This window comes from Gracilibacillus dipsosauri (assembly GCF_003176895.1).
GTDB lineage: Bacteria > Bacillota > Bacilli > Bacillales > Amphibacillaceae > Gracilibacillus > Gracilibacillus dipsosauri.
Map to the genome: position 1 here is coordinate 198,988 of NZ_QGTD01000001.1, position 25,232 is coordinate 224,219.

Genomic DNA, 25,232 nt, shown 5'->3' on the forward strand with positions numbered 1-25,232 from the left:
TAATATTTTTGAAATGCTTCTTCTTCAATTACTTCTTATGCTTTCGCTATACTTTTTTATGACTTGAAACATAGTTTAAATCGTCTTTTCGTGTATTTTTATGATTTAAATAATCACTCCTTAAATTCTTTTATATTCCATTGAGAAAGTAAGCATAGGATATATTGGTCTAACATGTCTTGTTGAGTTAATCGTTCTTATTTAAGAAGTTATTAAAAGAATTTTTATTAATTAGAAAACTTAGTGCTTCATTGTTCAGCTTATTAGTATCAAAACAAATTTGATTGTTATTTAACACATTAAAGTTGGTTAATACTCTAAACAAATAAAAGCATAAGATAATGTTTGTTATTAATAACATACTTCTAATGGTTTAACTTTCTTTTAATTCATTAGAACCTTCAAAAAGTCTATTATTAGTTGGGTAATGGGCATAATGATTTGAAGTAATTATAAAAATTCCAAAATATTTAATCCATAAATATATTTTAAAGGTAAAACTTACCTATTATTTATGATAAAATATTAGGTAAGTTTTACTAGGATCCAGGAATAATTAAATAGTTCTGGAACCATTTATTATAATTATATAAGTGAGGGGTGGCACGATTGGCTATATCTTTAGAAAATAATTTTGAAATTGATGACCTTACCTTTTTATCAGGAACCATACCATCTAAAAAAGACGATGAAATTGAACGTGATTTTATTATAAAAAATATTGAACAGACGTTTAATAATAGTAATAATATAATTATGATAGAGGGATTAGGTGCGACAGGTAAAACTACTTTACTTTCACAATTTGCAAGAAAGCATAAAAGTAACTGTATATCTTTCTTTATTGGAGAAGATTATTGGAAATCAAATATTTCTTACTTTCTAACTGAACTTTGCTTACAAATGGAGGCTGTTTGTAGCCCTGCTCTTAAGAAGCGTTTGGAAGGATATGATATAGAAGATTTAGCTGATCGCGATCTAAAACAGCTTTTCTCAAGGTTGTATTCAGACCTTGTAAGGCAGTCAAAAAATAGTGGCTCTATTTTTTATTTTGTCGTTGATGGCTTAGATAAAATTAGTACAGAAAATAAAGAAGAAAGCATATTAAAGTATATACCTCTTGGCGATGAAGGTGTCTACATCCTACTAAGTAGTGAAAAGGGGCATTCATATGAATTTACTTACTCCCCCTTACAAATTCCTTTTTTTTCTCGCCCTGAAGTAAATATGTTATTGTCTAAATATCTTTCAGAAGATGATATAAATACCGTCTACATTGCGTCCGATGGTATGCCTGGTTATATTAATGAGATTTTACGACAACTAAAAATAACTGATAATATAAAAGATGTAATAAATAACTTACCATCAAGTTTTAAAAGGTTGCTAGAGAAAAACTGGTCACAATATGATAGTACAGATATTGATTTTACGGACCTACTTTCCCTTTTGGCATTTTCACCAGAGAAATTATTAAAAGATGATGTAATTAAAATTATCAAGATTTCTAACAACCAACTTGAAGCGTATATAGAACAAACCAGTTTCCTTTTTGTAAATGAAGGCTACCTTGAATTACTAAGTCCTTATAAAAACTTTTTAAAAGAGAAATTAGAAGAAAATAAAATTTACATAACACAAAAAATGATAAAGTTTTATGAAATAAACTCAGAACAAACAAGTTCAGTAGTTTACTTACCTCGACTTTACCAAGAGAATCAAGATTATGATGCTTTAGTTAACCTTATTGACACAACATACCTTAGAAATACTTTAAAAACAACACAGCAAATATCTTTAGTAAGAGAAAATTTAAATATTCTTTCAAGTATGACTTATAAAAATAAAGATTGGCAACTATTGTCCTGGACTATACTTACAGATTCTGTATTTACAGAAATAGTTCATACAACTCCCAAAATTGAAAGTCAAATTAAAGCCTTATTATCACTAGACTCATACGAAGAGGCTTTAAAATTGGCATATTTATGTGAGTTACCAGAAGATAGACTTATTCTACTATCACATATTTGTAGATTTATGAAAAAAGCAGGTATAGATATTTCTAAAGATCTTATAAAAAGTATAGAAGAGTCTATTAATCTAATAGATAACACAGTAGGTTTGAGTGAACAACTAATTAATAAACTTTTAAATATTTGTTCGAACCTATTCTCAATTAATGCAGCTCTATCTCTAAAATTACTGGAAAGAGTTGTGGAGAAAACTGGAGACAATGTTAAAAAAGATAAATTAATGGATTACTTACTTGTTAGACTCTTGTTTAGAGTAGACGACGAGGATGAAGGTGTTAATCAGTTAAAAGATAGAATTGGTGATTATGAATTACAAGATCTTCTAAAGATCACAAATGATATAGAAGAGGAAAACTATGAGGAAGTAATAAATCAAGTTAAAAATATAAGTGATACTTCGGCGAAACTTTTTTACCTCTCTAACTGGTGCATGAAAAATAAATCAAATAAAAATATAATTACTGTAGTTGATTATGCATTACAAATTATGACAGAAAGTGATGAATATACACCAACTTTGAAGCTTTTGAAACAATTCTCGGAAGTTTTAACCAAATCTACCGAATACGATAAGATATCTAAACTTATTGAAAAAATCGAAAACTTGAAGTTCACTATACTAAAAAACCCATTTGTAGATTATGCAAATCTTGAACTGGTCCTATCTAAAATTGAAAATAACTGGTCAACAGATTTAGCTGAAGAAAGATTTTATAAAATTTATTTTGAATTAGATGAGATTCAAGATGAAGATACGAAGTGTTTAGTTCTAATATATCTAATTGAAGCACAATCGGAATTGTTTAGCGATGATCACCAATTGTTCTCAGATCTGAAAGATCAGTTAGTCGTGTCTTACAACAAATTACTAACTGCATCTGCTGACCATTATAAAATTACTAAAAAGATTCTATCTAAACTAACAGAATTTGACAAGTCTTTAGCATTTAGATTTGCACAAAAATTAAATACCAAACAAAGAAGGTTTAAAGCATATCAAGAGATTATAGATACCCACAGTAAAAACCAAAATATTGATTTTAATTTTGTATTAGATATTTTAGAAGAAATCGATGATAAGAGACACAAAGACTGGGTATTTGTACGATTCCTAAAGAATTGCGTAGTTTCAAATGCTCCTGCCCCAAACGATATAAAGGGTAAAATTTTTGGTATAGTAAAAAATATTAGAAGTAACATTGGTAAAACCTTAGCATTTGGGCACTACTTAAATATTATTAGTGGAGATGAGAATAAGTCACAGGCAGCATTTAATGAGCTTATTATTAGCTTGCAGAAAATTGACAAACAAAGTGATAAAAAAGATATAGGGTATAGGATTGTTCAGATATTAAGTGAATCTCACCGAGATTTAGCCATTGAACTCTATGAAAAAATAAATAAAGAATATGATCAAGAAGGGAATATTTTTGATACAAGGTTACATGACGTATTTACTAAAGTTACTGAAATGCTAATCCGAATGATTCCTGATATTTTGAAATCTGAGGATTATAGATTTAAAATCAATTATATCAAAAGTAGTATTGCTTCAATACCTTCTTCGCATGAGCAATGCAAATTATTGACAAGTTTAGCTCTTAGGTGTGAAGCCAATGGTAAAAATGAGTATATAGGAGAAATATCTGAAAAATGTTTCGATATATTAGAAACAGTTGATGACCCGGAAACCTATTCAAAGATTATTATTGACATCGCACCATTACTATATATATATGAAGAAAACATATTATTTGAAAAATTAGAAAATGTAAATAGCATTTTTTTACATGATGAGGCAATTGCTAATACAATTCAATATATTCTTACGAAAAGACCTAGTGAAGATCCAATTGATGGTAAGTCGTCCTTGCACAAAGTAAACTATCCTGAAGCATTAAATATTTGTAATCTTATAGGAAAAGTAACTAATGATGTAAATATTTATTATTTAATATCTTGTCTAGTTGATGCTATGATAGAACCCACTTCTAATAATAGTTATAAAAGTTTATTAAGAGAAAAACAGTTACTTACAATTACGCAAAAACTTGTACAAATAATTAACAATAAGTTGCCTGATAATTTAAATATAAAACACAATGGTTATAAAATCGCATGTTTTGGATACCTTACGAAACTTCGTGATACGTCTTCAAATAAAGCAACTGAAAGATGGGAAACACTCTTTCCTTCAAGAAATGAACTAAAAAGAAGTGCTACAAATATAAATAATATTTCTGATAGAATTTTTGTTTTAACTACTTTAGGAGGGGCTTGGCATAAAACCAATCCTGATCTAGGGATTACTTGTATTAGAGAAGCTGAAAAACATTTAAATGAAATTAATAATTTGACGGATCGAGTATCAAAATATGAAACTGTAGCAGAATCTTACCAAGATACTTCAAATAAAAAAGCAGCAAAATTCGTAATTGAAGAGGCAATGAGAATTGTGAAAAATTGTTCGTCTGAAGAAGGGCGAGATCAATTATTAGGGGGATTGATCGATTTAGCTCACACTATTAATCCGGAACTAGCACAGAGTTTCGCTTCAAGCATTGATTCCTCTGATAGCTTAATAAATCTGAACGAAAAATTAATTACACTTAACTTACACTCAGATCCGAAAAAAGTTGAAAATTACAAAAATAAAGAAACAAATAGGGTTTTAAATGAATTATATACTAAAATGATGAGAACAATTTGTTCTGGTAAAGGGAGTAGCCAACATGATGAAGTAATTGGTCAATATATTAATTTATCATTAGGAAACAGGTTTGAAACAATAATATTAGGTTTATCCTGGTATATTGAAAATAAGATTATTAGCTTTAAGAATCATACTCAATCCACTCTAAATGATTTATTTATGACTTCTCTACAATTACTTGATTTAATAAGAAGTGTTGAAGTTTCTCTATACGATAACAAATCAACAAATCAGGAAGTAGGAATGTATAAACTATTAAGTCAAACAAGTGTGTTTACATTTGGTTTGGAGGAACAAAAAGAAGCATATGATTTTATTAAGAATTGGATATCTGAAAATGCAAAAAATTATTTAAAGATATATGATCCTTACTTTAATGAGGAAATGTTGGGATTTATTAAAAGCATAGTATCAGATTGTAGAGTATTTATATACACTTCTATCAAAACGAATGAATTAGAAAATTTGCCTGAAAGATATAATTCTTACTGGTATGATATATGTGATCAAGTACCACCAGAAACTCATTTTCATATTTACTCAACAAAATCTGGTAACACTCCACTTCATGATAGATTTATAATTGGTGAAAAATCTGGTTTAAATTTAGGAACTTCTTTGAGTGGTTTAGGCAGTAAATTCTCAACAATAAAAGTTTTAGATATAGAAGAGAAAGAAAAAATAGAAACAGAAATAATAGGACCATTAACGACTATGCCCCCAACAGAGTATAAACAGGAAAAATTGTTGATGAAAGTGTTTTCGTTGTAAATAATGGGCAAAAACCTTCACCTAATTAACAGGTGAGGGTTTTATGTTTATAATATATGTATTTGCCTCCTGCCATCCTTGACTTCGTTTGTGGTAGTGGTTATTGCGGGATGGGAAAAAAGGATCCTGCACCCAATCACTGTTAACTAAGTAGAGGGACTGCAGTAAAGGACAAGCAGCTTTACTGTGGTAAACATTTTGTCATTCACTGTTCAACCAAGTGTCAGTAGAAGGTAAATAAAACGGCAGGGGTGGTACATTTTAATGGCTGTAATCAACTAGTTATAAAAAAATATAAAGAAGTATATATTCTCATTGATTAGTTTCATATTCAATCAAACTTTTATGTTTTTGTACAAATTTCTTTTTTAAACCTGCAACTCGAATCAACTCCCATTCTTTAAAAAACGGATTAGATTCCCGTAATGATCGTGCAATGCGCTTTATCCTTCTAATTTGATATTGTTCAATGGATTCTACATATTCAGATATTACTGTTTGTGTTTTGGGCATTTTATTTGCATTCTTATATAGTGATGCTAATGAGATATTTTCAATTCGCCTCCCTATCTCATTTTTTGTTACTCTTTGTAAATTTTCAGTATCACTTTTAATTTCATTTGCAATTATTTCAACCTGTTCAGCTATTTCTTTATCTCGTGTTACCCAATCTACTCTTTTCTTATATGTGATATTCTTATTAAACTTTGGGTAATGATCATGTAGCCATTCTAAATCATTTCTATATAACCAAGTGTAAAGTCCACTGTTTAAAGAACGAATTTTTGTAATGGTTTGCATTTTATTATCTTTTAATAAGGCAATCCATTCTTTCCGCTTTTTATTTAAAAGGGTATTTTGTTGATTGCTTTCTTTACATGATAGCTTACTACTTTTTTTATTCTTAATTGTCACAGGATCGACTCCTAGTATCTTTGCTGTTTCCCTTAACGACAGACTTTGATTTAACAGTTCTTTTAGTTTTCGTTCCCAAACATGACCAAAAACCTTTATTCTGCCTCTTTTAAGACGATCTTCTTTTTTTTGGTCAGGACCTTTTCTTGAGAAAACAAATCCACATTCACATGAAAACGTACCTATAGGTAAATCTGTTTTATAGTCTCTTGTAATCGTACAGGAGTTTATTACCTCCTTTTGATAGTGATCAGCTGCTTTGTTCAAACAGATCCACGGTCCATCTCCGAATGGTTTATAAGCTAACCCCGACTCTATTTTTTCATCTAAAGAAGAGATATTTTCTCCAAGAAAACCTAAGATCAAAATATGCCTTAAAGGATGACAACTTACCCTAGGTTCTCTTAACATCTTGTGTAGCCATGTATTTTGTTTATTTATATTAATCAGACAATTTAATTCACTTAGTAACTCTTCCCCATAATACCTATTGAAACAAGGAATTAATTTAAACCATTTAATTCTACCGGTCATTGTTGCGTATCCTTCCTGCTGTAACCTTATAACATAAAATTCATTTAATCTTTTTAAACCTAATGGCTCAGTCAAATGATTTAATAAATAATAAGTCTGTTCGGCAATAAATATTAAATGACTAAAATATGAAACATTCTTCTCCTTTTCTTCTATAAATTTACATTGCTCAATACAAATAAACTCATGTTTATTTGTTTTCTCCGTATAACGTACGTTTGTTTTTGTTAACCAAATTTTATGTATTGGGCACACCTTTACTCCCTCTAATTGATGTACTCGATGCCAGTAGGCATGTCAGTTATTAAATGTATCTTCGTTTACACAGCTTTTACAACAATATAAATACTTTTTGTTTTTTATAGTACTTGCAGTTCTACCAAGTTTCATATAAAAAGAAGTACCATTTCCCTCAACCATTAACTTTTTCAATTCTAGATTTCTTTCATTTGGAATAAAAGGTGTGTAATAAGGTAAACCGGTATTTTTAATAATTAATTCTTTTACTTGGAAACTGTTTGGAGTAGGAAATCCGTGTAATAATGTATTTAAATTTGTGGGAAATAATGTTGTTGCACAAGTAGTGTGGCTACCATATAACTCATTCATTGTTTCTTTAGGGTTTTCATTACCAGAATAATGGTGGTATCTAGCGAATACACTGTACAAAAGTTCATCCTCATATATATAAGGTAGGAATATCATCACTCTACCTCCTAATTTAGTAGTAGATTAATGATATTCTTCCTTATTCACTCATGATTATGTAAGTTGTTTTACTTTTCTTCTAATTTTTCTTTTTTGAAAGTTTCTAAATTCTTTTCATCTGAAGTGCAATCAACCTTTATATGTGTCGCTAATACTCTTTCTATCAAAATCTGATACTTCTGTGGTATCTCGCTGAAGTTATTAAGTTTCCTCCAATCTATTTGTACAGAACATATTTTCAAAATTTCCTCTTTCAAATAACTTCTGATCTTTTCTTTGTCTGATCCCATTGTTCTTTGAATATATGAAACAGACTTTCCATTTACAAACAATTTGAAAGCTTTATCAATCCACTGTTGACCATGATTTTCTACTTTTACATACGCCTTATTTTTATTATTCTTTGTATTTATATATTGTATATAAATTAATTCACAGTAGGGACATTTAAACGTCCCTTTAAACCTCGTAGATCTCTTTACTAGAGTTGTTTTACACCGATTTATTACATACTTATTATATCTTGAACAAATTTTGTTTATGCATTTCCAAGGGCCATATCCAAAAGGGAGATTATTTACAAATGGTTCATTATACTCTAAAAATTTATTAATAGATTCGCAAAGAAATCTTATTAGTAAAATATAAAAAATCGGATTATTCTCCACATGTATCACAGTTAATACTTGTTCTATTTTCTTTTTTTTCATTTGCTTTATAAAGTAACCAAATTTATTCATCTCTACTTCAGTAAAGAATGAAAATAAATCATTAACTACTATTTTTTTTTGAATCACACCTCCATAATTAATATAATTTTTGTTCCCCAAAACTATTATAAGTTTATTTATGATATATTGAGGGGTAATGGTTATGTTCATACTACTATTTTTGATGAAAGTAATATCATTATATACTTTGAGCTTTAAATCATTTTTTAATGATAATCTATTTTTGATTAAACTATGCCCCTTAGAACAAAAAGTTGTAGAGCGCATGTTCAGTTGTGAAAATATATCTCCACATACTGGACAACGATCTATTAACCTTATAAAATGATTAGGGCAAAAATCAAGAAAAGTCAACTGATGTTTTAGATGGACATAACATTCTCCATTAACTTCATAATCTTCGGTTAAACAATCTGGGCAATAACGGATTTTTTCAGATAGAATTGGATTTTTTCGAATTATAGCTATATTTCCTCCTCTTTTGGAACCTTTATGACAAGCAGTTAAAATATCATCAAAATAATCATCAACTTTCTCTGATGAAGTAAACGCTTTAAAAAAGGGAAAGAAAGTATGATTTTCCAAAAAATAAGAGGCAGTATAACCAAAGGTACTAGGTAATACACTAATAAAATAATTCATATTTCTAGGTATATGAGGAAACTCGTAATACAACATTCCAAACAAATCCTCTGATGTTTCAGTTAATGAATTGCCTGAACGAGTATGATATCTAAAAACGATACTTCTAAAGTCTTCTCCAGGATACAAAGTTGGAAAATAAATAATTTGATTCATCTTAACTCCTCTATAAGGTAAATTTGTGTAACTCATTGCAATCTCTTACTAAATCGAATTCCTCTAAAGCTTCCTCAGTTGATAATCCTCTTTTTAATCCATTTTTAACAATTAAGCGTACATCACCATTTTCGAGTATCGGTTTGATTCGTTTTTTATTTGAATATTGGAAACTTTCTTCTTTATTAATTGTTTCATCAGCATTTAAAGCCAATTGTGCAATTTGTGAAAACATTGCTTTTATATCTCCCATTCCATCACTAGCTTTAAAAACTTGATTTGCCAATGTTTCTGCCATTCCAGTATTAGAAACTAAATTGGAAGCAAAATTAACTAAGTCATTGAGAATAACATCTTCATTTCTTTGTTGTATGACTCGTGCGTGTTTCTTAGCAATTTCACCTCTAATCTTTACTTCATGACTAGCTTGTTTCAAATATTCATTAAAAGAGGCCCATTCAGGTTCTATATCATCAATCTCATTTAAAACATTTTGATCTCCATTTCGTAACTTCTCAAAGACATGTTGTAATAGCACAAGTGTTTTCGAAGCAACTTTGTTTATGATATCTTCATTAATTTGTTCGTCTCCACCGTTTAATATAACTCTCGCTTGCACGTGCATGAAAAGTTTAATTACAATATCCGGGATACCCATTGTATGGTAATACATTACTTTTTTTAGTTCGCTCGTTAAAGGAGTATATTTTGATGTGTATTGCAGTTCCCAAAGAGTTGAAATGAATTCATTCCATTCCCAACTATCTTCCTGCATGAAACTTACTATATTTTCTGAGAACTCATCAGGAACACCACGTCGAGAAGTAGCAAGTGAATTTTTAAACAAATACATAGCTTTGAATGTACCTATTACTATTACTGGTACTCCTAGAGTATTAACCAATTCAGTTATGAAATTTATCATACGTTCGTCTCCACCTGAATGAGCTTTATGTATGTTTTGGATTTCATCAATAATTAATACGCCAAGATTAATCTGTGCAACTATTTTAGCCATTCTTTTTGTTAAATTATCAATTGTACCTCTTTTCTCTCCATGTTTTTCATAAAAATTTGTTCCTAATATTTTGTCAACCTCATCATAAAAATTTTGGCACAAGGACCGAATGGATTTTCCACTTGGACACTCTATTTTCAACCAAACAACTTGAGTTAAGGTTAACTGTTTCCCCTTATATTCCTTGTGATGAATCACCTGTGGAAATAATTTTTTTAAAATCCTCTCATAATTTTTACTTTTTCCCATACCGCTCAAACCTACTTCAGATAAGCTTTGAGCTGTTTGGATATTACCTATAATGTTTGCTCCTGTATCGTCTAATCCTTCTTTTAAAATAGTATCCCACCCTACTGCAAATTGTTTATTATAAACTATATTTATCGGGTTTCTGGATTGATAACCGATTTTAATCATATTGTAAATTCCTCTATATTTTTCATATTGACTCGGTGTAGGTAACCAAAAACTAGGTTTAATTTGACGAACAAGTGCTAATCGATCTTCTATATCTATATTACGATGATCTGAATTATATTTTGGAATTGAATATAACATATCGTAGAATTCTTCAATAGATAATCTATTAGGAATTGCCTCTATAAAGGGATTTTCTTGATTTTCTGGTATAACTTGATTATTATATGTTGCTATACAATGAATTCCTCCTAAATTTTTCATTGTCTCATTCTCTAGGTCCATGTTTAGATCTCCTCTCTCGATTCTTTGCAGAAAATCTCTCATATATATTGCTTAGATCCTCATTGTTCGATTTAGTATCATTATTATTTGGGAAAGATACAATATCCTTATTCGACTCTCTATTGTTACTACTTTCAGATGCATTTGCTGACCATGCACTTCTGCTGTCATTGTTTCTACTTTCTACCTTTCTCTTTGCCCTTTTGTCTTTCTTTCGCTCATAAATACTTTTATTTTCAATTGCTTTTTTTGTTTCCTCTGTTGCTACCTTGACAAGCTTTTGAGAGAATGTATGTAACTCAGCTTGAAATTGTTTACTTTCTGCTGTTTTTTTATATATTTGTTCTTTTTTATACCTCATAATCGCCCGAACATCTTCTAAATGTAAATCTTCGTATTCCTTATACTTTTCCGTAAGCCTAAGTGGTTCTAATTTCCCGCTTCTTAATTTCAAAAAAACTCTACTGACATTTCGCGGATCATAATTGATGATTAACTTTCTATTTCCATCAATCTTTTCTTCCTCAAACCAACCTTCTTTTATACCAAAATCACATGTATAATACATGCCCTCAAATTCTATTCCCCTCCTTGTTACTTTGCCTTTTCCTTTTGGTAACAAATTATACCTTATCTCCATACGAGATTTTTCATGTAGAAGACGTTTATTAGCTCCCCAATTCCAAACATCAATAGGAGTCAAGTCAACGTTTTCTTGAAACATATCCTTTGTAACAAAAAAATCTTTTGGAAGGGCTTTTTTATTGAATGTTATTATCTGAACTATCATAAATTTAATAAACTCTTTAATTGTTAAAGAAGCTTCTCGAGCAGGATCGTGCTCACCTCTTTTCTTTAATTCGGGTGGTTTAGCACCTGTATTAGATAAAAGATCTCTAATCTCATGATTAGTTAATCGAAAATGTTGCTCCACATAAGGTTTTAAATCACCACGGTAAGAAGGGGCATTCATCACATCAACTTTTAAATTTACTAATTGTTCTGCTTTTTTACCTTTTAATTCCCCACGATCACCTACTAAATATTTAGGTAAATGTAAACATGGCCAATCGCTTTGCTCAATATCAATTCCATATTGCCTGCAGAATTCAACTTTATTAGTAGCAGCATTTTCTAGTGCAACCATTTGTTCTACCCAAGATGGAGGAGACAAACTAGCATGGAATCCCACTATCATTCGACTAAAAACATCTTTTACTATGTATAAAGTCGGAGTACCAATTATTGTTTTTCGATCCTCAGCTACCAATATAACATCAGCTGGGGTAGAATCTATTTCATATAAATAACCTACAGCTAAGGCTCTTGCCGATGCATCTCCTTGCAATATACGGACATCCATATTTCTTTTCCGTTCACCATACCTCTTCGCATATTTTTCTCCAAATGAATTTGATTTATGATACCAATATAAAAACTGACGAAGTGTAGGGCCGTTTTTAGGGCTCACAATAGGTACCATTTCATTATATTTTCTATAATAGCCTTCATTATAATACTCTTCGCACATGTGTTCATGTGTAGATTTTAGGCTCATTTTCCCTTTTATATGATATTTCTTTAATGCTTTATCAAATATTTTCTTATCCTTTTCCTCAACTATGAAATTATTTCCATTTTTAGATTTAGGACCAGTTTTGTTTTTATACTGCCTTTCTTTACCTGGAGCACCACAATTAGTATAGTTTTTTAATAGCCCATTCATTGACTTTCCATAAAACCAATATTTCTTCAATAAATCATAAATAATTTTTTTATTTTTCCCCGTCTTCTCGACTGTTTCTTTTATTAATCTCCCTCGTTCCCTTGAGTTATAAATACTAGGTTCCTTTTTAGCAATGTCTTTTATAATATCCCAATTAGCATCTCTACTTTTTTTGTGCGTTTCTAAGTACTCATCATCAGGCGAGAGTATCCTTAAATCTGGTTCTAGTTCTAATATCCTGGCTCTACCTTCATCTAGATCGTTTATGAGTTCACCATAGTTACGTTTATGTGGTAATTTCTTATTCTTATGATCAGTAATATCTACTAAAATTACATCTTGATTAATTTTTGAAATCCATAAGACTCGTTCAATTTTTTTCGTTGATAGATTATCTGAATGTAATTCTATGATTGAATTTTCTATTATCATAATAATTAATATACCTCCTTAGAATTATCCCGAATTCTTATCTTTATAAAGACTTTCTCCCCTAATGTTTCTAACTAAAAGAGGCTTAGACTCCTTTATTGGTATACTCATATCTGTTTCCCAATTTTTATTCACAAGCTCATACTGTAGAATAAACATACATGTTCCATTTTCTAAACCAAAGAATTTATCTCCACGCAAACAAATTTTACTTATCGCTGTATTACCTCGATCCTCGACAATAAAAGTTAATAGTTCTGGAGATATCAGTTTAATCATCTCATGATCAAGGCTGGGTCTTGTTTCAATATATTTCGCTTCACACATCCACTCCACATTTTTAATTAATACTTTTGGTAATTTAGAAGATAATATGACACACCAATCAATTCCTAATTCGGAGAAATACCGTCTTTCAATTTCAAACAATTCTAACGTACGCTTAGTTAATTTATGTGGTGGTTTCACAGTCCTTACTACGTTTATTTCCCCTTTGGGTGACTGGAGGGTTATATTAAAATCTGTAGTCATCACAACGGGTACCCCCTTATATTCAGCATGTTTAATATCTAATTGTTTTGCGATTTCTTTCGTTCTTTCCATTTCAAGAGGGTACTGTTCCCTGATATCTGTAACAAAATCCAACCATTCCAAATAATAAAGATAACTCCTTTCATGTTCAGATAAAGTATGGTGTATTCTGCCTGTTTTCCACCCTAAATGTCGAGTGAGCCACCCGTGTGATGCAACCTTATTATCATGAGCTTGTATAAAGGGTACGTACTCTTTACCTCTCCCCTGCCCCCTGCCATCTTGTATCATTTTTTTCTGTCGATTTTCAAACTTTTTGTCTATATTCATATACTTTTCACCCCCTTATAATGAAAATTACATTCACAATCAGTGTACTATCTGGTATATAAAAAAAAGAAGACTACCCCTATTTGGGATAATCTTCTAATTCTAAGATATTTAATTTGATTTCAGAAAGCATATTATACATTATAATTCATCCTCTTTATATTTTTAGGATTATTATTTCGAATGTAAAAACATTTATACTTACTTCTCTAATATTAAGCACTCTTAGTTACTGACATTAATGTTGAGTTACTAACTATATTGTTTAGTTACTTACTTTAATGTAGTTGAACATTTATCTTTTTCCGAATCCCCTATTACTCCACCGTAACAGACTTCGCAAGGTTACGTGGTTTATCCACATCACAATCACGATGCAATGCTGCATAGTAAGAAAGTAATTGCATTGGAACGACACTTACAAGTGGTGTTAGTAGATCATGTACCTGTGGTAACACGAAAGTATCGCTATCCTTTTCCAATCCTTTCATACTAACAACACATGTGTTAGCTCCACGTGCAGCTACTTCTTGTACGTTTCCACGGATAGAGAGATTGACATTTTCTTGTGTTGAAATGGCAATCACAGGTGTACCCTCCTCAATTAGAGCAATGGTACCATGCTTTAACTCCCCACCGGCAAAGCCTTCTGCTTGGATATAAGAGATTTCTTTTAACTTAAGGGCTGCTTCTTGGACAACAAAGTAGTCCATTCCACGACCAATGAAGAATGCGTTGCGAGTTGTTTCGAACATCTCTTTTGCAATTCGCTCAAATTCTTCCTTTTGATCAGTTAATGTTTCCATTGCACTTGCGACAATACCTAGTTCTTGTAATGGATCAAACTCTAAGCCATTACCTTTAGCTCTCGCTGTATCTACAGCCAAAATGGCTAATACAGCAATTTGTGCCGTGTATGCTTTGGTAGAAGCAACTGCAATTTCTGGCCCTGCATGTAAATGCAACGTATAATCTGCTTCACGAGAAAGGGTGGAACCAGGAACATTTGTAATCGTAAGAGCTGGATGTCCTAACGCTTTTGTTTGGACTAATACAGCACGACTGTCCGCTGTTTCTCCACTTTGAGAAATGAAAATAAATAATGGTTTTTCAGATAAAAGTGGCATATTATAAGAGAACTCACTTGCAATATGCACTTCTACAGGAATATCTGCTAATCTTTCAATAAACTGCTTTCCAACTAGACCTGCATGATAGCTCGTTCCTGCAGCAATAATATAGATACGATCCGCTTTTTTCATTGCTTCTCTAATATTATCATCCAAACGGAGTGTATCATCTTCCCCTTGGTATTCTTGAATGATTTTGCGAATAACGATCGGTTGTTCATCAATTTCTTTCAGCATAAAGTGAGGATATGTCCCTTTTTCTGTATCAGCAGCGTCAATTTCCGCTACATATGCCTCACGTTCAACAACTGTACCATCAAGCTTTTGGATTTCCACTCGATCTTTTTGTACAAGCACGATTTCTTTATCTTCAATTTCGACATAGCGATTGGTTTCCTTTAATGTAGCCATTGCATCACTAGCTACTACATTAAAATCATCCCCTAAGCCAACAAGTAATGGGCTTTTATTTTTCGCCACATAAATAAGGTTAGGGTTTTGGTTATCGATTAATCCAATCGCATAAGAACCCTTTAATAAAGTCAGTGCTTGACGAAAAGCTTCTAATACATCATTTGTATTCAAATAAAGCTGCTCAATTAATTGAACGACAATTTCCGTATCTGTTTCACTTTTTAGCTCTACATTTTGTAGATACTCATCACGAATTTCATAATAGTTCTCGATCACACCATTATGAACTAAAGTAAATTGCGCACTTGCACTTTGATGTGGATGGGCATTATTCTCACTTGGTTCCCCATGGGTAGCCCAACGAGTATGACCAATACCAATAGATCCTTGAACAGAGGTGTCCACTTTTTCACGTAAAGCTGCAATACGACCCTTTACTTTAAAGATGTTCATACCAGAATCATTTAGTACAGCAATTCCAGCTGAATCATAGCCTCTATATTCTAATTTCTCTAAACCATTTAATAAAATATCCTTTGAATCATTTCCACCAATATAACCTACAATACCACACATATCGTTGTTTCCTCCTCTAAGTCAGAAGGGGCATACAAACGACCATAAACCTATTTGCATCAGGGGCGCTTGTTGCCCCTTTCTCGTGTATAGTTAGTTGTTCATCTTGTTTTTATTTTTGTACAAAAAGTCGCCTTCTTGTTTTCGATAAAAACTTCTCGGTTGAGATGGACAACCGGGAGGCATCCGCCGATCTACTTCGATAAACCTCCACCTCGTCAGCTATAGCTACCTATAGCCCTGGCGCTTTATAAAAAATGTCTCTACTATGCTCCTTTCCATTCTTGACTAAAAACGATGACTTTTCCATTTTACTTGAAAACATATTTCTTAGCAACCATAAAACTAATCATTTATTAAATCATATGCAAATCTAGCATTTATTGTACCGTTAAGAAGGCCTTTTCGGTCATTTTTTCACGATCAGGCCTTCCTTCTCCACTTAATCTCTGCCCATTACCTGTTCGATTACTTTGACAACTTCATCTACATATCGATTACAATCCTCAAGAGTTGGCGCCTCTACCATAACACGCACTAATGGCTCTGTTCCAGAAGGACGAACGAGTACTCTTCCTTGTGTACCCATTTCCTTTTCGACCTTTTCAATTGCCTCTAAGATGACAGGGTTTGTCATTACTTCATTTTTATTCACGACGCGAACATTCTTCAATACTTGTGGAAACTTCTCCATTTCATTGGCTAATTCAGATAAAGTGAGACCTGTTTCCTTCATCACATTCACTAATTGAAGACCTGAAAGCATACCATCTCCTGTTGTGGTATGATCTAAGAAGATAATATGTCCTGATTGCTCTCCACCAAGGTTGAAGTCCCCTTGACGCATTTCTTCCATGACATAACGGTCCCCAACAGCTGTTTTATTGCTTTTCATATTATGGGATTCTAAGGCCTTATAGAAGCCGATATTACTCATTACGGTAGACACAACCGTCGATTGACGGAGTAGTCCTTTGCCATTTAAATATTTTCCGATGATAAACATAATTTGGTCACCATCAACAATATTACCTTTTTCGTCCACAGCAATTAAACGATCTCCATCCCCATCAAATGCGAGACCAATATCAGCACCTTTCTCTACTACTAGTGCCTGAAGTTTCTCCGGATGCGTTGATCCAATTCCATCATTAATATTCAAGCCATTCGGTGAGGATCCAATCGTAGAAACATCTGCTTCTAGGTCTGCAAATAGATGGGTTGCTAAGCTTGATGTGGCACCATGGGCACAATCAAGCGCAATATGTATACCATCAAATTCATTATCTACTGTTTCTTTTAAGAATTGGAGATACTTCTGGCCACCTTCGAAATAATCATTAATTTGACCAATCTCACTGCCTATCGGACGTGGTAGGTTGTCCTCCTCCTGGTCTAACAACGCTTCTATCTCCGCTTCCTGTTCATCTGATAGCTTAAATCCATCTGAACCAAAAAACTTAATGCCATTATCGGCTACAGGATTATGAGAGGCAGAAATCATTACACCTGCTTGTGCATCCATTGCCTTCGATAAATAGGCTACTCCCGGTGTAGAGATCACACCAAGCCTCATGACCTCTGCTCCTATGGATAAAAGCCCTGCAGCCAAAGCACCTTCTAGCATATGTCCGGAAATACGTGTGTCACGCCCAATTAACACCTTAGGATTAGAAGTTTCCTTTGTTAAGATATACCCACCGTAGCGCCCGAGTTTAAAGGCTAGCTCTGGCGTTAATTCTTTATTTGCCACTCCTCGGACACCATCTGTACCAAAATATTTTCCCATTTTATAATACGCTCCTTTATATTTTCTTCCGTTTGTGCATATATATAGACTAAGGTTCGGTTGTTAATGTTGCCTCATTTATCGCAAGTTCAATCTCTGCATCATCTGCTATATCGTCGGGTAATTCAGCACGGATCGGTAACGTGAATTCCCCCTCCTCTTGTCCCTCCATTGTCACAAATAATCGAAGGTCACTTGGGGTTATTTCAGATAGAACAGAAGGATAGCCACTTAGGGTAACATTCATTGTACCTGAAGCAGGATTCGTAAAGGCTACTTCTGTATCTTCTGGCTCTCCTTCTATCTCAATAGGTACATCTTCTATTACTTGCTCTTCCACCTTCTCTACCTCTATATTCGCATTTACTGTTGTTGTATTTACTTTTCTTACTTCAGAAGGGACGTTCAAATTCACTTCTACCGTTCCACTTTCCGTTATTTTACTTAGATCAATTGGTTGAGTGCTAATTTGCTCTAATGTTGCTAAGTAATCTTCTGCAGCAAATACTTGCACCTCTTCTGTTTCTAGTTCCATAGAAACAAGGTTTATCCCTTCTGGAAGCTCGTTTTCTGTTTCCATTGAAATTGGAACGGTTTTATTCGGACTAGCTAATTCTACCTCTACATCAACTGTCGGAGGATCTATTCGAACATTCAACTCATTACCTTGATTATCATAGACCTTTACTGGTACATCATCAACGCTAAAGGATTCACTTGCTCCTGCAACATCGACAAATCCTTTGATGATTGCAATATTATCTACAATACTTTTCGAGCTTGTCACAACGATTTGTCCAGGATCTGATGAAACATTCACTACCTCATAACCTGCTTCTATTTGATCCTTGTTCACAACATCTATATTCACAGAGAATTCCTCCGTTGCTCGCTCCTCAATCGAAACCTCCACTTCTTTAGGCTCGACATACACATTTAAATCCTCATCTATACCCGAATATTCAAGCGGTACCGTGTGTGTGCCCGTACCTAGACCTTCTAAGTCTACAAAAACATCGAAGTTCTTCCTTGTGGCAATCGATGTCACCTTACTAGCTGAGCCTTGAAGCGTTACTTTTACCGTTTCCGGTACACCGCCAACCACATATTCTTCTTCATCCAGAATAATTCTAACAGGGATATCCTCCAATGTCTGGGTTTCATTCGTTGTCCCAAAATAAGAATCAAATCCGTCATTATCATCATATACGTTCTCGTCAAAGGCAACAACGACAAATAATAAAACAGCTAACAACAAGGATACTATTCGTATCATCCACGGCTTATCTAACCATTTATTCATTTTTTTTACCCCTCCAATTCCAACCTTTCGTTGTAGAGGCTTTAAATTTCGTCACAAGCTCTAGTTTCAGCAATTCTGTAAGCTTCTCCACTGTAATATTTCGATGAAGCTCCCCGTTTTTTGTACAGGAAATGTTACCAGTTTCCTCTGAGACCGTAATCGTGATAGAATCCGTTACTTCACTGATTCCAAGTGCTGCGCGGTGTCTTGTCCCTAGCTCCTTTGAAATAAAGGGGCTTTCTGATAATGGCAAATAACATGCCGCTGCCACTATTTTATCCTGATTAATGATCACTGCTCCATCATGAAGAGGAGTGTTAGGTATGAAAATATTGGTCAATAGTTGATTCGTTAATTTACCGTTTATGGGGATACCAGTTGAGACAAAATCCCCTAACGAAATCTCTCTTTCAATGGTAATTAACGCACCTATTCGCCTTTTTGCCATATAGACACAGGAATCGGTGATTGCTTGGATGGATTGGTTCATTAACTCTTCCTGAGAAGTAGAGTTTCTTGAGAAAAAACTACCTCTACCTAATTGCTCAAGAGCTCTTCTTAATTCTGGTTGGAATAAGACAATAATGGCTACAGGCCCCCATACAATCACTTGACTCATCAATGCCCTCACTGTACTTAAGTCAAGCACCACACTTAATAAATAGATGGCAATTACCACAAATATACCATTTAACAGCTGTATGGCCTTTGTCCCTCTAATCAGCATAAGTAATTTATATAAAACATACCATATAATCGTTATATCTAAAGCAATTTTCACGATGCTAAGTACAGAAAAATCTCCATTAAGCATGCAAACACAACCTTATGTCCATCCGAATCCTCTTCCTATTCTAAAATTAGTTATGAACTAATTATAGCATAAATTAACGCCATGCTCCTCTCCTATGCCACAGATTTTGTTCAAACGAAAAAAAGAATGGCTTCATGCACCCAAAAAATTCTGTGGATGGTAAAAAAAGTGATCCTATCTTGATGAGATAAAGATCACTTCATAAGCTTAATCTGGAAGATTAAATACTAGTTCCGCCATTTCTTTTATTTCATACCATAACCAACCAAAGACACGATCAACCTCCTTGATTTCACCAGCTACATCACCAGCAGAAGCCTTTAGCTTGTCACCATTAATAATGATGACATCCCCTTTTACTTTACCCTCTATTTTAATATTACCATTCTTCACTTCGAGGTCATCCTCTATTACTACACCTTCAGGAACGATCACCGTATCATTTTCCACCACTAGGTTCATACCCTTTGGATAGCTTAACTGATGGTCCTGGTTCCACATAGTAAAAATACTACTAGACATTAAAATAAAGAAGATAGCTGCTGCTGTTAATAGTGGATGAACCCTAAACCATCTCTGAATGCTTGTTCTTTTCTTCTCCTTTGGTAATTGCGCCATTACTTTATTGGTGAAATCAAAGGATGGTTGAATATCCACATTTGCTGTGATCAATGCGACAGTTCTTTTTAATTCTTTGAAATGTTCCTGACAAGCTTCGCATGATCTCAAATGGGAGCGTAGTTCCTGTTCCTTCTCTTCTGAAATGTCACCATCCAAATATTGATGCATTAATTGAATGATTTCCTTATTACAACTCATTTTTTACACCCCTTTACACATGTCGAAGCTTCTTGCGCAGAGCTTCTCTCCCTCTATGAATTCTTGTTTTTACTGTTCCAACAGGGATTTCTAGAATTTCACTAATTTCTTTTAGAGAGAGTTCATCTATAAACCGTAAAGCAATTATACTACGATATTTCGCAGGTAATTGCATAATTTCCTTTTGGATATAGCTTTGTGTTTCTAGACTGGTCACTTCATCCTCAGGTAATACACCATTATCCGGAATTTGGGAATATAAATTCATTCCTTCTGTCCCCTTAATTTCTGCATCAAGGTAATAATCAGGCTTCTTCTTCCTCATCCGGTCTATCGCAAGGTTAGTCGCGATACGATAGAGCCATGTTGAAAACTTCCTATTCTCATCATATGACTGAATATTAATATAGGCTCTTATAAAGGCTTCCTGTGCCAAGTCTTCTGCCTCATGCTTATTGCCAATCATCCGAAAACAGATGGCAAAAACCTTATTTTGATAAAATGAGACTACATCCTCAAAGGCAGCTTGATCACCTTTTTTAACTAGTTTTATTTGTTTGACTATCTTTTCCTCGATCATCCTAATACCTCCGCCATATTTGCGGTTAATCTTTATACGTAAGACTACACCTAAAGGTTTCAATTTTATTAAAAACTTTTTAGCCTATATACTGAAAATGACAATAAAAGTATTATAACAAGAAAATAGTATTTTTTGTTGGTGAATGAATAAATTTTTGTAAACTATTAGGAAGAAAGATAGATTTTTGATTTTAGCTCATCCGTACGATTATTGAATTATTCTTCCATTATTTGATAGAATATAGTTTTAAGGCATATTTTTTAGTGTGATAACTGTGAAGGAGGTAAAAGTATGAAGATCACTTCCATGGAACCGACTCCTAGCCCCTATTCAATGAAAATAAACCTTGATGAGAAGCTTCCTGATGGAAAATCAGAGAACTATAAGGCTACGGATATGCTAGAGGATGTCCCGTCCTATGTACAAGCACTTTTTGAAGTCAAAGGGGTCAAGGGGATCTACCGAGTAGTTGATTTTATTGCTTTAGAAAGAGATCCAAAAGTCGCTTGGGAGGAAATTCTCCCAAAAGTTCAAAATAAATTAGGGTCAGTAGAAGACTTAGAGGAAAGCTTTACGAACCAAAAAAGCAGCCAATCCACGGATGCCTTCGGAGAAATTCAAGTGTTTATCCAAATGTTTCGTTTTATTCCAATGCAGGTTAAATTAGAAGAAGCAGACATAGAGAAACGTTTCGGATTGCCAGATCGATTTACAGAAGCCGCATTAAAGGCATCTGCTGATTCGGACATGCTCAAGGAACGAAAATGGGTCGAGCAATCACCACGTTATGGAGATATTGACAAAATTGGATTAGAGGTTGTCGAGGAATTAAGTGCAAGCTATGATCAAAACAGATTGAATGAGCTCCTTCATTTTGTCGATGATGCTAGTCAGGGCTCTTTTTATCATGAAGTTACCATCGATATGTTAGATAATCCAGATTGGAAGGCGAGATACGCAGCCCTTGACCGAATGTCTCCAAGCTTGAAGGATCTTCCTGTATTAAATAAGGCTCTAGATGATGAAAAAGCGTCAATCCGGCGTCTTGCAACAGCTTATTTAGGGATGATTGAAGAGGAAGAGGTACTCCCATATTTATATAAAGCTTTAAAGGATCCAGCGGTTAATGTACGAAGAACTGCAGGAGACTGTTTGTCTGATCTTGGCTTTAAACAAGCTATGCCGGAAATGATTGACTCTTTATCTGATAAAAACCGCCTTGTTCGTTGGCGTGCTGCTATGTTTTTATATGAACTCGGTGATGAAACGGCTATCCCAGCACTGAAAGAGACATTAGATGATCCAGAATTCGAGGTAAGAATGCAAGCAAAGATGGCACTTGCAAGAATTGAGGAAGGAGAAAGTGCGAAGGGCTCCATATGGCAACAAATGTCGGATGTTACAAAAAAGAAACCGTAGTCTAGTCTTGCTTTTTTACAAAGCAAGACTTTTTTTACGCCTTTATCTAAGCCTAGAGACCTAATCAAAATTACAACTTAAGCTTCTTATTTCTCTTACGGCTTTTTCATACAATAGTAAAAAAAGGCTTGCAGGAGATAAGAAAGATGAAACAAAATAAGATTTATTTATTATTCACCAATACTGGAACGCTATTTACAAGAACGATTCGTTTATATACGAAAGCAGATTATAACCATGCTTCGATCGCTCTTGATCCTAACTTTAACGAAACATATAGCTTTGGTAGAAAAAAGCCTCGCAACCCCTTCCATGGTGGATTTGTCAAAGAAAAAATAAACGAAAATTTATTCAGAACTGCTGATTGTATTATTTATTCTTACACAATAACCAAGCAACAGGAACGAAGAATTAAGCAAGCATTGGCAAATTTCGACCGTAATAAAGAGACATATCACTATAATTTAATTGGCTTATTCGGAGTGATGCTCAATAAACCGATCCAGAGAAAAAATGCTTATTTCTGTTCTCAGTTTGTCGCGTATATTTTAAAAGAGTCTGGGATTATTACATTTGACAAGCCTCTAGAGCTGGTTACTCCATATGATTTACAACAAATCCCTAAATTAGAATTCGTGTATGAAGGAAAATTACACCAAGCAGTTAGTTAAACTATTTATCATAATGGAGGAATCAAGGAATGGCACAAAAAAGAAAAAATCGATTTTGGCTATTTACAAGAAATATCCTTTTATTTTTAACAGCAATAAGTTTTGTTTGGTTTCTAACACATCAGCTAATGACTCTCAACGAAAAGAATAAGTATAGTCCAATAGGGGAATTAGTAGAGGTCGATGGAAAGAATATGCATGTCTATACAAAAGGGAAAGGTGAAAATACGATTGTATTACTTAGTGGCCTAGGAACTGCTGCACCTGTGTTAGATTTTGAACCATTGATTAACGAGCTGGCAAAGCAAAACAATGTAGTATCCATTGAGAGCTTTGGTTATGGCTGGAGCGATAGTACTAACAAAGAGCGTACAGTAAAGAACATTGTAGAAGAGATTCGATCTGCTCTAAAAAAAGCAGGTATAGAAGGTCCGTACATATTGATGCCACATTCTATTTCTGGGATTTACAGCTTGTATTATGCTAATAAATATCCAGATGAAATTCAATCAGTGGTAGGAATAGACTTTACTTTACCACAAGCTCTAGATTATTTTAATGAATCAGCACCGACGATGCCTAACTATATGAAATATTTAGCACCAACAGGGATTGGACGACTTGTTACAATGGTGAATCCAGATGATTTTTTACCAATAGCGGAAAAAGGAACATATACAGAGGAAAACTTAAAAATGACAAAAGCCATTTCAGCTTGGAAAGGCTATAATGAAAATATTGTTGAAGAAGCTAATCAAATAGGAAACAATGTACAGAAAACGAAGAATATGACTTTTCCACCTACAATTCCTGTCTTAGTTTTCACAACGAAAGAAGAGTCACAGGGAAGGAAATCACTAGAAACATTTTATAAGGAACAGTTACATGATCATCATTCCAGTAAGGTCATCACACTAGAGGGACATCATTATTTACACTGGACTCGTGCTAAGGATATGGCTAAGCAATTCGAAGAATGGAAGGAAAATATAGATAAAAACAACTGAAGCAATTCTCTATTATACAGCAAAAACCGAACTATTTTAAAATCATAGTTCGGTTTCCGTCTTTGACAAAATAAAAATGGAGCCTAGCGGGATCGAACCGCTGACCTCCTGCGTGCAAAGCAGGCGCTCTCCCAGCTGAGCTAAGGCCCCTAAAAATGGTGAGCCATGGAGGATTCGAACCTCCGACCCTCTGATTAAAAGTCAGATGCTCTACCAACTGAGCTAATGGCTCGTTAAAATAATTTTCTCCCTAATTCAAAGAGCGTTCATTATGTTAACCCCTGCATCTTCTAGTTTATTTGATGATGATTAATGCTTCGGGGTTACTCGTAGTTTATTCGGTAGAAGTATTGCTCGTTGCTCTACCAACTGAGCTAATGGCTCGTTAAAATAATTTTCTCCCTAATTCAAAGAGCGTTCATTATGTTAACCCCTGCATCTTCTAGTTTATTTAATGGCTCGTTAAAATAATTTTCTCCCTAATTCAAAGAGCGTTCATTATGTTAACCCCTGCATCTTCTAGTTTATTCGATGATGATTAATGCTTCGGGGTTACTCGTAGTTTATTCGGTAGAAGTATTGTTCGTTGCTCTACCAACTGAGCTAATGGCTTCTATCCCATAGTTTCATTCTAATTGTTATAGTTTATATGCATTTAACCCTAAATTTTATATGTAGAAAAAAGAATGGCTGGGCTAGCTGGATTCGAACCAGCGCATGACGGTACCAAAAACCGTTGCCTTACCGCTTGGCTATAGCCCA

General features: G+C 33.6%; 16 protein-coding genes and 3 tRNA genes. 4 read left to right on the forward strand and 15 right to left on the reverse strand.

Going from position 1 to position 25,232, the window contains the following annotated elements; all coding sequences use genetic code 11:
- The first annotated feature begins 609 nt into the window (after positions 1-609).
- Positions 610-5,520: an ATP-binding protein gene (locus tag DLJ74_RS00980; RefSeq protein ID WP_109982964.1), complete on the forward strand. Its 4,911-nt coding sequence runs from the start codon at positions 610-612 to the stop codon at positions 5,518-5,520.
- 312 nt (positions 5,521-5,832) lie between these two features.
- On the opposite strand, the gene DLJ74_RS00985 is transcribed toward DLJ74_RS00980, so the two are convergent.
- The 12 genes from DLJ74_RS00985 to sigW all read right to left on the reverse strand — a co-directional run bounded on the left by DLJ74_RS00985 (position 5,833) and on the right by sigW (position 21,367).
- The gene (locus DLJ74_RS00985; RefSeq protein WP_109982965.1) at positions 5,833-7,224 is read right to left on the reverse strand and encodes a TnsD family Tn7-like transposition protein; all 1,392 of its coding nucleotides are present in this window, start codon (positions 7,222-7,224) and stop codon (positions 5,833-5,835) included.
- A 42-nt stretch (positions 7,225-7,266) separates the two neighbouring features.
- A complete protein-coding gene (locus tag DLJ74_RS00990; protein ID WP_109982966.1) occupies positions 7,267-7,674 on the reverse strand; it encodes a TniQ family protein in 408 nt (135 codons plus the stop codon).
- A 71-nt stretch (positions 7,675-7,745) separates the two neighbouring features.
- Entirely contained in the window at positions 7,746-9,206 is a 1,461-nt protein-coding gene (locus tag DLJ74_RS00995) for a TnsD family Tn7-like transposition protein (protein WP_181397407.1), read from the reverse strand.
- A 10-nt stretch (positions 9,207-9,216) separates the two neighbouring features.
- Positions 9,217-10,926 (reverse strand): ATP-binding protein, encoded by a 1,710-nt coding sequence (locus DLJ74_RS01000; RefSeq protein ID WP_109982968.1) that lies wholly within the window; start codon positions 10,924-10,926, stop codon positions 9,217-9,219.
- Complete coding sequence (locus tag DLJ74_RS01005) at positions 10,910-13,084, reverse strand: Mu transposase C-terminal domain-containing protein (protein WP_245902228.1); 2,175 nt, start codon at positions 13,082-13,084, stop codon at positions 10,910-10,912. Before DLJ74_RS01005 ends, DLJ74_RS01000 begins: the two co-directional genes overlap by 17 nt.
- A gap of 24 nt (positions 13,085-13,108) precedes the next feature.
- Positions 13,109-13,945 carry a TnsA endonuclease N-terminal domain-containing protein gene (locus tag DLJ74_RS01010; protein WP_109982970.1) on the reverse strand — a complete coding sequence of 279 codons (837 nt, stop codon included), beginning with the start codon at positions 13,943-13,945 and terminating at the stop codon, positions 13,109-13,111.
- Positions 13,946-14,262: 317 nt separating this feature from the next.
- A complete protein-coding gene (gene glmS, locus DLJ74_RS01015) occupies positions 14,263-16,065 on the reverse strand; it encodes a glutamine--fructose-6-phosphate transaminase (isomerizing) (protein ID WP_109982971.1) in 1,803 nt (600 codons plus the stop codon).
- A 442-nt stretch (positions 16,066-16,507) separates the two neighbouring features.
- Positions 16,508-17,854 (reverse strand): phosphoglucosamine mutase, encoded by a 1,347-nt coding sequence (glmM, locus tag DLJ74_RS01020; RefSeq protein WP_109982972.1) that lies wholly within the window; start codon positions 17,852-17,854, stop codon positions 16,508-16,510.
- A 49-nt stretch (positions 17,855-17,903) separates the two neighbouring features.
- Entirely contained in the window at positions 17,904-19,157 is a 1,254-nt protein-coding gene (locus DLJ74_RS01025) for a CdaR family protein (protein ID WP_109982973.1), read from the reverse strand.
- On the reverse strand, positions 19,150-19,971 hold the full coding sequence (cdaA, locus tag DLJ74_RS01030; protein WP_109982974.1) for a diadenylate cyclase CdaA: 822 nt from the start codon (positions 19,969-19,971) through the stop codon (positions 19,150-19,152). The genes DLJ74_RS01025 and cdaA overlap by 8 nt, the downstream gene beginning before the upstream one ends.
- A gap of 207 nt (positions 19,972-20,178) precedes the next feature.
- Entirely contained in the window at positions 20,179-20,790 is a 612-nt protein-coding gene (locus DLJ74_RS01035; protein WP_054860501.1) for an anti-sigma factor family protein, read from the reverse strand.
- A gap of 13 nt (positions 20,791-20,803) precedes the next feature.
- Positions 20,804-21,367, reverse strand: a complete 564-nt coding sequence (gene sigW / locus DLJ74_RS01040) for an RNA polymerase sigma factor SigW (RefSeq protein WP_054789150.1) — start codon at positions 21,365-21,367, stop codon at positions 20,804-20,806.
- A 297-nt stretch (positions 21,368-21,664) separates the two neighbouring features.
- On the opposite strand from sigW, the gene DLJ74_RS01045 reads away from it, so the two are divergent.
- From DLJ74_RS01045 to DLJ74_RS01055, 3 genes are all read left to right on the forward strand, one after another.
- Positions 21,665-22,792, forward strand: coding sequence for a conserved virulence factor C family protein (locus DLJ74_RS01045; protein WP_109982975.1), 1,128 nt, complete (start codon positions 21,665-21,667; stop codon positions 22,790-22,792).
- Between the two features lie 146 nt (positions 22,793-22,938).
- Positions 22,939-23,463 carry a hypothetical protein gene (locus DLJ74_RS01050; RefSeq protein WP_109982976.1) on the forward strand — a complete coding sequence of 175 codons (525 nt, stop codon included), beginning with the start codon at positions 22,939-22,941 and terminating at the stop codon, positions 23,461-23,463.
- 29 nt (positions 23,464-23,492) lie between these two features.
- Positions 23,493-24,470 (forward strand): alpha/beta fold hydrolase, encoded by a 978-nt coding sequence (locus DLJ74_RS01055; RefSeq protein ID WP_109982977.1) that lies wholly within the window; start codon positions 23,493-23,495, stop codon positions 24,468-24,470.
- Between the two features lie 77 nt (positions 24,471-24,547).
- On the opposite strand, the gene DLJ74_RS01060 is transcribed toward DLJ74_RS01055, so the two are convergent.
- The 3 genes from DLJ74_RS01060 to DLJ74_RS01070 all read right to left on the reverse strand — a co-directional run bounded on the left by DLJ74_RS01060 (position 24,548) and on the right by DLJ74_RS01070 (position 25,232).
- A tRNA-Ala gene (locus tag DLJ74_RS01060) sits at positions 24,548-24,620 on the reverse strand.
- Positions 24,621-24,626: 6 nt separating this feature from the next.
- Positions 24,627-24,702 (reverse strand) — tRNA-Lys (locus tag DLJ74_RS01065).
- A gap of 455 nt (positions 24,703-25,157) precedes the next feature.
- A tRNA-Gln gene (locus DLJ74_RS01070) sits at positions 25,158-25,232 on the reverse strand.